Here is an 11920-nt window from a genome sequence, read left to right on the forward strand (position 1 = left end):
GGGAATATCACAGAGGGCAGAGTCGCTATCGCAACTTCACCTAAACCCATCTAAGGGCATACAAGTTTTCATATTAAAATTTCAGTTTATGTTAAACAAATTGTCATAAGGGCCAAGAAAAGCCGATATGAGTAATAATTATGCGTGTTTTTCGATGGTAATAGTCTTTATATAAGAGATGCTATAAGTGCTGGCACCCCTTTGAGGGATATGGCACGACGAAGGTTGTAAGATAGGCAGAATAGACCCATCTCAGCCATTACTTTCAGTTTGCCTTTCAGTAAAAAATAGTATTGTCCAAGTGCCCGCTTCATGGTTCCAAAAGGATGTTCGGAGAGACACTTACGATTATCCATCTTGTTCTGATCGAGATGCAAAATGTAACAAACAACTTTCTTTATAACCTTCGTTCTTGGAGGTTTCGGTTTGTCATCGTTCTCATCTTTAAGTTGCTTACGCTTTGCTTTGGTTGTTCTAATCAAGGTATCCTTACCAAAGTCAGCCTCCTTGAATTTCTGTACGGTACACTTACACTTGCATTTCTTGCAAGCGAGCTTGTTGCAGTATCGTATCATGCCGTTTCTCTTGGTTGACTTCTGTCTCAGTATTTCCCCTTGAGGACAATAGGCAAGGTTACGTTCGGCATCCCTTACAAAGTATCCCTCAAGAGCCTTAGCACGCATTTGTTCTGGTGTCATCTGAAGTACTGCAGAATCAGCCACATCAGATGAGTATTCCTTGATTTCTGCGATATGGACATCGGTTAGGATATCCTTGTATGTATCTGGGATAACACCTGCTTCAAGGCAAGCCTTCATATCTTCGGGCTTTGTGCTTGCCTTCTGTGCGTCAGTTATAGTCGCCTCATTGTAGTTAAACTGAACTTGCTCTGTGCATCCGCCATCACGCTGTATAACATTTGGTATAATACCATTAGCCAATGCATCAGCATGATCCTCAGGACATTCATATCCCTTATCTGCTGTAGTTTCAAGAACCTCTACGCCATAATCGGCTTTCACCTCTGATGCAACGCTTGTAATTAGACCATAGTCGGTAGGACTGTCTGTTACTTGAAAGCCGGCTATCATGTGGCTTCCTGCATCAACGGCGGTCTGCACATTATAGCCGACACAAAAGCCTTCGTTAGCTTTCATTAGTCGGGAGCCTGGGTCGGTTAGGGAAATCTGACTTTCGCCACTCTTTTCAAGAGTATCACAATAGCCCTCATAACGTTCCTTGCGCTCCTTACAAACATCGAGTTTACGTTGCAACTCGTCTTTTGAGAGCTTGCGCCCTTCTTCATGGTCGTATGCATCAAGCTCTTCCATGTAGATTGAAATATGCTCATCAAGACGCTTGATTCGATCATCGAGTTTGTTAAGAGTTAGGTTGTTGTCCTTGGCATTTACAGCCTTGAACTTGTTTCCGTCAATGGAGATATATGACTTGGAGAAGAGCTTCAGTCCCATGTAGAACTTGTTGAACTCCTTATATACTTTAGTTATAGCCTTTTTGTTATCCTTGCGGAAATCAGAGATTGTACGAAAGTCGGGAGTCAGCTTGTTAAGCAGCCACATAACCTCTACGTTACACTTGCATTCACGGGCTAGTTTACGAGAGGAACGTACCTGATAGAAGTAATCATAAATATAGAGTTTGAGCAGATCGCGAGGATCATATCCAGGAGTGCCAGTCTCAGCCGGAGTACTGCGAATAAATTCAAGTTCATCCATTTTGAGGCTGTCAACGAAAGCATCAAACAAGCGAACCGGGGCGTCTGACTCTACATACTCGTCAATGCAATCTGGGAAAAGAACCCTCTGACGTCTATCTTGACCTTTTTTATATGCCATATTTTAGTGAATTATATACTATAAATATAAGCAAAATGATTGATTTTCAAGAATATACAAAGTTAAAACAAATATAACAAGCATAATGAATAGTAACCATTATCAGCTGTTCACTATCCTAATAGGTTTTCGGACAGCCTCCCCCCAAAAAAACTTTGTGATGCCACGATGCTTCCCTTAGCAAGGATAAAGAATAATCACTATAAAACAGTAAAATTTACAAATTAAACGAGAATGATAGCCTCTCTATAATTAGTCGAGCCTTAAAAACTTCGCACATGCGCGCATGTGAATGCATTATATGTGATAACCGACCATTGTCCCTCTGTCATGAGCCTCCTAATGACCCATTTGAAAAGGCACAAAAGAGCCTCATGGCTCTTTTGAGGTTATATGCGGCAGCAGCGAGCATGACATTTATAGAGTCTCCGAAAAGACCCTTGTAGAAGTTCCGTCCCAGACGATGGTCGCTCTTGCGTCCATGACCGTCCTTTCCCTTATTCCTGTCATCCTCCTCCTTCTTCTTGTCCTCCATGGCAAGATTGATGTGGATGCTTTCCTTGAGGATAAGCTCCACGCCCTCCTCTCCGATACGGTGACGGAAATGTACAAGCTCGGATGAGGCGCAAGGTGCAGATATACTGAAAGCCTCAAGACCGCAAAAGTACTGATAGTAGGCAGACAGGTAATAATCCCTCTAAACCCATCGGCTTTGCATTGGTTACCTGAGCGAAACGGATGCAAGCCGAGCCAAAAGGTGTTTGAACTGACTATATTGGGAGTATGTAACAGGTATCTTAAAAAAATGACTGCGGATGCAGAGATTACGAAAAATGTCAGTTTCCATACGAGCCGTCACACATTTGCCGTGCTGACACTGGCTGCCGGAAGTGACTTGTACACAGTAGGCAAGTTGCTCGGACATACGAGCATAAATTCAACACAGGTGTATGCCGATGTGGTTATGGAAACAAAGGTTGAAGCCATTAGCCGAATTTCAAATTATTTTTCTAACTTGTAAAATACGAGGCTGCGCCGTAAACCTTAATTACAACACAGCCCCATATTTTCATCATTACTTTATTTTATATGCAGCTTTACGTGGATTATTTTTTCCGATAACCACATTTTGGGCATACTCCATCCGCATTGAGGGCGACACCGCAAAGAGGACAGCGGTCGATGTTATTCTTTGTGGTAAACTCGGCAGACCCGGCATTCACACCGCTTGTGAAAGTGATTTTAACGATGTTCAGTTTGTCTTTCAACAAGTCATATACAATCTTAATCATACCTTCCACTGTCATGGTTTCTTTGGTAACAACCAGACGGGCATCGGGGTAAGCCGTTGCCAATTCGGTCTTGAAGGCCTCTCCTTTCATTTTGTTTTGCGGATGGCCGTTTTTGATGCCTTGCTTTTCATACACATCAAGAATGGCAGGAAGCAAAGGGTCATCTTCGCGGAGCACCAAGGCATGGTCAAAATTCTTCAACAGGCTCCATGCCACCTTTTGGATTTCATTACAAGGGTACACCATGTTTACACCTTCTTCAACCGTATCTTCCACCTCAATGGTCAGTGTGCCAGTGTGACCGTGAAGATACTGGGCTTCGCCTTGGAAGCCATAGAACCGATGTGCATACTGCAAATCGAAAGTCGTGATACTTCTCATACTTTTTACTTTTTAGAGTTTAACTTTGGGTTATTTATCGTTATCTGCACCTGTATTCGGCTAATGTCAACCGATGCAAAATTCTTTTCTTTCAAATACTGTCGTATCAATTCCGTAAGCCCTTCATCCATATAATCCAAGATGCTCTCTCCCTCGAATATGTGGTGATGCTCTGTCACGGTAATGTCATAATAGCTTTTCCCCACTTCGGGATGGAACACAAGTGATAACAGATTAGCCTTGCAAAACGAATCAAGAATGCGATAGATGGTTGAGATGGTTATCTCATTATCTTTGGATTGCACACACTTGATTATTTCATCAATGGCAGCATGACGCAATTCCATCATAACCTCATAAACCACTTTACGTTGCGGAGTGATTTTTAGGCCTGCGTTCTTTATAATCTCCGTACTTTCCATTCTTCTCGTATTTTGATGCAACAAAGTTAATGATAATATTTCGCATTTGCAATTTTTTTATCAACAAAATTGCTGCTTTTTGAAGAATAAAACCGCATCACCTATTTATCTGTTCGAAGATAGTGGCATACTGGTGGGGGTTCACATATAATGATGTGGTTCCCGAGTGTTATATTATCACTATGGATGGTCTTGAATCGGAACCTTTCGCCGACGTTGCGCCCTACATTTTTGAGGATCTGGGACGCGCCTATGCTGTCGTAAAGAAGCAATACCGCAATACAGACCTCAAAAAACATGTTATCGGACTCAACCTCGTCGAAATACATTCCTTAGATTCTGTCTATCAGAAATTCACCTGGCCCATGTGGGAATGTATAGAGTCTATGCACAATGGAGCAATTCTAATCAAAAAGGCTCGACTAATTAAACAAAAAGTGTTATCTTTACATCGTGAACATAAACAATGGCCATTCACCTATGTCCTTGATAAATCATCGTAGGCGTAGTGCTAGATGGCATGGAGCGAGCCAAAAAGTGGGACAATCAGCGGCCCCTCTTTTCTTAGACCGAATAGACATCCAATGCAAGATTACGCCCGTACCCTTCAAGGACATCTCCAAGGTGGAGCCGGGCGAGCCCATCGCCCCGACCTCGATGGCTCAGAACGTGTAGAGGTGCAGCACATCAGCGAAGCCATCGGATACCGCAACCTCGATAGAGGCGATTGGGCTGAGAGAGGACTGTAAGGCAATGGATGGGCTAACACACAACAGAGACTAAATGAGCAATTCTATAGAAATATACCGTTCGGAAGACGGAAGTGTGCAGCTGAATGTAAAGCTGGAAAATGAGACCGTATGGCTGACACAAAACCAGATGGCTGAGTTGTTTAATCGCGATAGAACTAAGAGGGAATAACCATTTTTACCATCAAATGCCAACCAAGACTACACATTATCTGAAATTTATCCAAATAAGTTTTCCTCTCTGAACAATTAGCAGTATCTTTGTGACAGCGATTATCTTACATAAACATAGGGAACCTATGACCGGTCTTCATCCAGAGGGGCATGCGGCAACCGACGACGCTCCCCGCTCCAGCCGTAGATGAAGAACAGCGCATGGAGTCTCTACATATAATAACTACTGCAAACCACATTACTACAGATGTCACGCCTATTGAAACACGGAAGAGTATGGCTCGCCACAGCCCTGTGTCTGCTTGCCACCCTACACATATCTGCCCAGTCGCGCCAGCCCTGGGAGGAATATCTGATGCAGTCGGGGCTGATAGAAGACATCGAGAACGAGGATATCAGCGAGCGCTACGACGAGCTGTGCGAACTCGCTGCCAACCCCATCAACCTCAATCACTCTACTCCCGAGCAACTCAGACAGTTGCCCTTTATCACACCCGAAGAGTATCTGCGACTGGTGGAATATATAGATAAGGTGGGCGAGGTGCATACATGGGCCGAGCTGCTGGTGGCCGACATCACCGACAAACGGCGGATGCGGCTCCTGCAATACTTTGCCTATCTCGGTGAACCGGCGAGCAGCAAGAAGGCGTTCTCGCTCAACAATATCCTGAAATACGGCAAGCACGAGGCTATGGGCTACTTCAAACTGCCCTGCTATGACCGTCGCGGTGACGACCATGGCTATCTGGGTTATCCCTACCGCCACTGGGTGAGATATACCTTCAACTACGGACAGGATGTCAAGGTGGGACTTGTGGGCGCGCAGGACGCGGGCGAACCCTTCTTCAGTCAGCCCAACTCTATGGGATACGACTATTACAGTTTCTACATCCAACTGCAGAACCGGGGATGGCTGCGCTCACTGGTGGTGGGACGCTACCGGCTGCGGATAGGGTCGGGACTGGTGATGAACACCAATTACAGCTTCGGCAAACTGTCGGCACTCAACGGCCTGGGGCGCCAGAGTACCGTGATAAGCGGACACTCGTCGCGCTCGGAAGCCAACTATCTGCAGGGAGCCGCTGCCACGATAGACATGAGCAGTCGCATCGAAGCCACCCTCTTTGCCTCTCACCGCCTCGTCGATGCTACGCTCAACTCTGACTCGCTCACCGTGGCCACCCTGCTCAAGAGCGGCTACCACCGCACCCAGAGCGAGATAGACCGACGCCACAACACCGCCCAGACGCTATGGGGAGCCAATGTGGCTTATCACCACGGCGGACTGCGACTGGGGCTGACGGGAGTCTACAACAGCTACAACCGACTGCTGCGCCCCGACACCACTGCCCTCTACCGCCGATATGCTCCCACGGGCGACAGGTTCTGGAATATCGGCGCCGAGTACAGCTGGCTGTCACCCCAGTGGGCTTTCTCCGGAGAGACAGCCACGGGCGACGGCGGCGGCATAGCCACCATCAACCGCCTCAGCTTCTCCCCCACCCAGTCGCTGTCGCTCATAGCCATCCAGCGCTTCTACAGCTACCGCTACCATGCCCTCATGGGCCGCTCGTTTGCCGAAGGCACCCAGGTGAGCAATGAGAACGGACTCTACCTCTCTGCCATCTGGCACCTGGCGCGCCACTGGAACCTGCTCGCCTATACCGACTATGCCTACTTCACCTGGCCCCGCTACGGCGTGTCCTTCGCCTCCCACGCATCTGACAATCTCCTGCAGATAGAGTATCGCCGTCGACTGCTCACATGGCAGACGCGCTACCGCATCAAGCTGCGGCAGAAGGACAATGCCACCCATACGGCTCTCGACGACTATGCCACCCACCGCGCACAGACTACGCTCAGCATACAGAGCGGACGATGGACCTCGAAGACACAGATGGGCATGGCCTACAGCACCAAGGGCGAGAGCAGCATGGGATGGAGCGCCGCCGAGCAGATACGCTACGCCGGCAGTTGGCTGCAGCTCTCCGCTGCACTCTCCTACTTTGACACCGACGACTACGAAAGCCGCCTCTATGGCTACGAGTACGGACTGCTCTACTCGTTTGCCAATCCTGCATTCTACGGCCACGGCATACGCTACGCACTCACAGCCCGCGCCACACTGTCGCGCAGGGTGATGATAGCGCTCAAGGCAGCCACCACCGACTACTTCGATCGCGACCACATATCATCGGGCCTGCAGCAGATAGACGCCAGCTCGCAGACCGATATAGAAATGCAGTTGAGAATAAGGTTGTGACAAACAATAAGGAGTGCAATGATGTGGGGAGAAATGTGTGGTCGTGTTGGAGATTCGTACAAAATAAGCCTGTGGCTGTCTCAGCCATATATGGGTCAACAACACTGTGGAGAGATTTAATATAGGATTATCGTGGAGAGTATTTTCTTACGTCATCGTTTCCACATATTGCACTCCTTATGTATTCGTTTTCTTTAAGAGCAAGGCCCACTATTCAGCATAGTGTCCTTGCGTGTTTGTAACTCAGATAAAATATATTCCGATTAGTTAGCGTTTGCATAGGATAACATCATACATCTTTTGTAATTAACTCTTGTGACTGCAAATATACGAAAAACCGCAACACCTACCAACCCCCCTTTTCCGGCATTATGCCCTGAAAGGGTGAAAAGCCCGACAAGAGGCCGAAAACGGGGATAAAAGGGAAAAAATAACCGTGCAGGTCAAAAAAATCGTGGATAAAAGGTTTACTATTGTGATAAATGACTAACTTTGTATGGTTAAGACAGCCGCCGCACCGTCGCTTAGAGCCATCGGGAGCCATCGCCAAGTCGCTGTCTTGTAGCATCTTACTCTCAACCTGCCGAATATGAACCACGTGAAAAGACATATACACCTATTATCACTCATCGCTGCCTCTCTCCTCTTGGCAGCCTGCAACTGCAGACATACCGACGACACGTTTCAGCAGCAGCGCCACGCGATAGAAGACTCCATCGCCGCCGGCAACGACGACTATGCCATGAAGGCCATCGCCCGGAAGATGGCCGAAGCCGACGACAGCACCACCTACTATCTCTGGCTGTCCACCCTCAACAAGGCTTATTACACCGACATGAAGATAGACTCGATGACCGCCACCCTCGACCGCATAGGAGCCTATCTCGACCGCCATGCCGACCATCACGACCAGGCCACCGACCAGCTGCGCGCCGAGTGGTATCTGGGCAAGGGCGTCTACAACAGCGTGATACTGGGCCGCCCCGACTCGGCACAGGTCTACAACGGCCATGCCATCACCCTGCTGCGACAGACCGACAAGGAGCGCGAACAGATACTCACCGCACTGACCAACCAGGCCGACTATTACCGCCAGATGGGAAGGCTCGACCTCAGCGCCGACTCGTATCTGCAGGCACTCGCGCTCGCCGACTCGATGCAGACCAATCCCAACGCACGCATCGTGGTGATGCTCGGCATCAGCACCGCCTATACCTTCATGGCCGACTACACCAACAGCGACTTGTGGTGGAAGCGCACAGCCAGACTGCTGCCCCACATGCAGCAGGGCGACCGCTTCATCTACTACAACAACCGGGGCAATGACTATTATCTGCAGGACAACTACCGACGGGCTCTGCCCTACTTCCTCAAGGCTGCCCAGCTGGTCAAGGACGACCCCAAGCGAGAGTGGGACTACTACACCGTGCAGGCCAACCTGGGCGAGACCTATGCCTGTCTGGGCAAGGCAGCGCCCGCCAAAGCCGCCATACACCAGGCCGACAGCTTCTTCCGCAAGGTGGGCTTTGACATCGGCCTCTACTACACCCACACCTCGCAGATGAACATCGCCATGCTCGAAGGCCATCACGCCCTGGCGCTGGGCATAGCCCGCGAGAGCGACACGCCACAATACATGATACCCGCCGCCATCGTGCAGAGGCTCAAGGCCAAGGAGAATGTGTTCCAGCAGATGGGCAGATACGACGAAGCCTACACCGCCCACCGACAGATGCACACCATCAACGACTCTCTGCAGACCGCCAACATCCAGATGCGTATGAATGCCAATATGCTCAGATACCGCCACGACAAGCAGATAGCCGAGCAACAGCACATCATAGACCACCAGCGCTATCTCGGCGCACTGGCATGGGGACTCTTCCTCTTCGCCGTAGTGGTCATCCTCGCCATGTGCTTCGCCATCGTGCTGCTGCGCCGACGCCGACAGATGCGCGAGATGAAGGCACGCCAGGAGATGCTGAAGCTGCGCATGAAGAACACCCGCAACCGCATATCGCCCCACTTCATCTACAACGCGCTCAACCACGAGATGCTCGCCCAGATGAACGGACACGAGGTCAACCTCAACACCCTCACCCAGCTGCTGCGCCGAGGCGTGGAGCGTGCCGACGCACTCATGAGCACCCTCAACGAGGAGATGGAGTTTGTGGGCTACTACGTCAACATCGAAGCCAAGCAGATGGGCGACAACTTCAGCTACACCACCCACGTGGCACCCGATGTGGATGCCGACCGCGTGCGGCTGCCAGCCATGGTGATACAGATATTCGCCGAAAACGCCATCAAGCACGGACTGCGCCCGCTCAAGGCCGACTCTCCCCGACTGCTCGACATCAGCGTGACACGCGAGCAGACCATGACCCGCATCGAGGTCAAGGACAACGGAGTGGGACTCACCGCCGGCAGCGTGGGCGAGCATACCGGCATGAAGGTGGTGCGCCAGACCATACAGATACTCAACGACCACAACCGCGAGAAGATTACCTTCGGCGTGACCAATTATAAGGACGACAACGGCATGTCGGGCTGCCGCTCATGGATAATGGTGCCCGACGAGTACAACTATAACTTATAACAGCCATACACTATGTTCGGACGCAAACAGCTCACCTCCGTATACATCGTCGACGACAACAGCGACGCCATCGAAGTGCTGCGCCGCATGCTGGAAAGCCAGTATTCGGTCAAGGTGATAGGCACCAGCACCGATGCCGACACAGCCATAGAAGAAATCATACAGCTGGCTCCCGACCTCATCTTCACCGATGTCGAGATGCCCACCATGACGGGCATACAGCTCTGCCAGCTGCTCCACCAGGAGGTAGACCCCAACACCAAGGTGGTATTCTACACCGGCCACGACAAGTATATGATAGACGCCATACGCCAGAAGGCGTTCGACTATCTGCTCAAGCCGCCATCGCCCCAGGACCTGGCCCAGACCATGACCCGCTTCTATGAAGACAAGCTCGCCAGTCTGCCCCAGGCGGCAGGCCCCGCAGAGCAGCGCCAGCCACGCATACTCGTGGTCAACGCCATGAACGAGCACATAGCCCTGCGCGACGCCGATGTGGCTTTCTTCCGCTTCGACGCCGACGGCAAGCACTGGGAAGCGGTATGCACCAACGGCAGCACCTACATCCTGCGCAGCCGCACCAACAGCGACTTCATCCTGCGTTATTCGCCGTCGTTTGTGCAAATCCACAAGCGATATATCGTCAACGTGAGCCACATCATGATGATACAAGACAACACCTGCATACTGGGCTATCCTTACGAAGACAACCGCGAGCTCAAGGTGAGCAAGAACTACCGCCGCGACCTCATGGATGCCTTCTATACCTTATAATATATAGTATATCCGCAATCCTACTTACGATTATGGGCAGCCATGGACTTGGCTGCTCATAATCGTAAGTAGGGCCGACATGTTTTTCCACGAATCAAAGGGCATTACCGGGGATAAACGACATAATTCATACTTCTTTGTTCGATTTTTGGGATAATACAAGTGTATAACGAAAAAAAATATTATCTTTGCAAAAGTTTTCTATGGCAATAGTATGAAGGCTTTGATTATCATAGGAATGTTACTGGCCGTCCACACCCCGATTTGGGCGCAGGATAGCATTGCAGCCCCACTCGACACATTGGCCATACAGCCCAAACGCAGTCTGGTAGCCCGACTATTGCAGTATTTTTCCGAGTCCGACAAGCCAAAGCCCGATAAGAAGATAGACTTTGGCATCATTGGCGGTCCGCACTACGCCTCTGACACAGGACTGGGCGTGGGCCTGGTGGCATCGGCACTTTATTCCACCAACCGCTCCGACAGCACCCTCAAACTCTCCAACGCCTCTCTCTATAGCGACGTTTCCACCAAGGGATTTCTGATGATAGGCCTACGAGGCAACACCTTCCTGCCCCACAGACACTATCGGATCGACTACCGACTCTATGTCTACACCTTCCCTTCCTACCTATGGGGCTTTAACTTTCCGCAGAGCGACAACAACGACAACAAGAGCAAGTACAACCGGACCAAGTTTGAGGTGATGGCACGTTTTCTTGTGCCGCTCAACCGTTACACCTATCTCGGTCCCATTGTGCGTTACCAATACGTACACGCCTACAAGCTCAAGAACCGCGCTCCTCAACTGCTGGCCGGACAACCGCTCACGGTGAGCGACGTGTCGGTGGGATTGAGCTATACGTTTGACTCGCGCGACTTCATGCTCAACGCTTCTCGAGGCTGGTTTGTCCAGGCCGACCTCACAGCCAACCCTACATTCCTGGGCAACAACGACACCTACTGGTCGGGCGAGTTGCAAGTGTCGACCTATCGCCGTGCCTGGAGAGGTGCCGTCATTGCGGGCGAATTTCACACACGACAATCGGCAGGCCACGTGCCCTGGCCCATGCTCTCTGATGTGGGGTCGAGCAATCGTATGCGCGGCTACTACGAGGGGCGCTATCGCGACAAGAATATCATCGACGCCCAAGTGGAGCTACGCCAGCATATCTGGCATCGCAATGGCATGGTGGTATGGTTGGGCGCCGCCGAAGTGTTTCCCGACTATAGTAGCCTGCGATTCCGACAGATTCTGCCCAACGCTGGCATCGGTTACCGCTGGCAGTTCAAAAAAGGTGTCAACGTGCGACTCGACTATGGGTTCAGCCGCAGAGGCACAGGTTTTATATTCAATATCAATGAGGCATTCTAAGGGTAGCGCAGGATGCCCGGCTTGAGGCTCAATAA

9 protein-coding genes and 2 pseudogenes are annotated in these 11920 nt (G+C 50.3%); 7 read left to right on the forward strand and 4 right to left on the reverse strand.

Annotated elements, in window-relative coordinates; genetic code table 11:
- Positions 1 to 167 precede the first annotated feature (167 nt).
- Both CIK95_RS02785 and CIK95_RS13415 read right to left on the reverse strand, forming a co-directional pair.
- Entirely contained in the window at positions 168 to 1856 is a 1689-nt protein-coding gene (locus CIK95_RS02785) for a transposase (protein WP_094389330.1), read from the reverse strand.
- A gap of 523 nt (positions 1857 to 2379) precedes the next feature.
- A pseudogene (locus CIK95_RS13415) lies at positions 2380 to 2538 on the reverse strand (transposase); the annotation flags it as partial.
- Positions 2539 to 2613: 75 nt separating this feature from the next.
- Between CIK95_RS13415 and CIK95_RS13420 the strand changes: the two are divergent.
- The gene (locus CIK95_RS13420) at positions 2614 to 2877 is read left to right on the forward strand and encodes a tyrosine-type recombinase/integrase (protein WP_256387340.1); all 264 of its coding nucleotides are present in this window, start codon (positions 2614 to 2616) and stop codon (positions 2875 to 2877) included.
- 85 nt (positions 2878 to 2962) lie between these two features.
- On the opposite strand, the gene CIK95_RS02800 is transcribed toward CIK95_RS13420, so the two are convergent.
- Entirely contained in the window at positions 2963 to 3529 is a 567-nt protein-coding gene (locus tag CIK95_RS02800) for a 6-carboxytetrahydropterin synthase (protein WP_094387528.1), read from the reverse strand.
- 5 nt (positions 3530 to 3534) lie between these two features.
- A complete protein-coding gene (locus CIK95_RS02805; protein ID WP_094389333.1) occupies positions 3535 to 3951 on the reverse strand; it encodes a Fur family transcriptional regulator in 417 nt (138 codons plus the stop codon).
- A 182-nt stretch (positions 3952 to 4133) separates the two neighbouring features.
- On the opposite strand from CIK95_RS02805, the gene CIK95_RS02810 reads away from it, so the two are divergent.
- The 6 genes and pseudogenes from CIK95_RS02810 to CIK95_RS02845 all read left to right on the forward strand — a co-directional run bounded on the left by CIK95_RS02810 (position 4134) and on the right by CIK95_RS02845 (position 11885).
- A complete protein-coding gene (locus CIK95_RS02810; RefSeq protein ID WP_094387529.1) occupies positions 4134 to 4454 on the forward strand; it encodes a hypothetical protein in 321 nt (106 codons plus the stop codon).
- Positions 4455 to 4473: 19 nt separating this feature from the next.
- Positions 4474 to 4700: pseudogene (locus CIK95_RS13270) on the forward strand (hypothetical protein); the annotation flags it as partial.
- A gap of 433 nt (positions 4701 to 5133) precedes the next feature.
- Complete coding sequence (locus tag CIK95_RS02825; protein ID WP_094466192.1) at positions 5134 to 7137, forward strand: hypothetical protein; 2004 nt, start codon at positions 5134 to 5136, stop codon at positions 7135 to 7137.
- Between the two features lie 598 nt (positions 7138 to 7735).
- Positions 7736 to 9736 carry a histidine kinase gene (locus tag CIK95_RS02835; protein WP_158215065.1) on the forward strand — a complete coding sequence of 667 codons (2001 nt, stop codon included), beginning with the start codon at positions 7736 to 7738 and terminating at the stop codon, positions 9734 to 9736.
- Between the two features lie 12 nt (positions 9737 to 9748).
- Positions 9749 to 10510 (forward strand): LytTR family DNA-binding domain-containing protein, encoded by a 762-nt coding sequence (locus tag CIK95_RS02840; RefSeq protein ID WP_022309537.1) that lies wholly within the window; start codon positions 9749 to 9751, stop codon positions 10508 to 10510.
- A 214-nt stretch (positions 10511 to 10724) separates the two neighbouring features.
- Complete coding sequence (locus tag CIK95_RS02845; protein WP_022310908.1) at positions 10725 to 11885, forward strand: BamA/TamA family outer membrane protein; 1161 nt, start codon at positions 10725 to 10727, stop codon at positions 11883 to 11885.
- The last annotated feature ends 35 nt before the right edge of the window (positions 11886 to 11920 follow it).

The sequence above is a fragment of the Prevotella sp. P5-108 genome (genome assembly GCF_002251385.1).
GTDB lineage: Bacteria > Bacteroidota > Bacteroidia > Bacteroidales > Bacteroidaceae > Prevotella.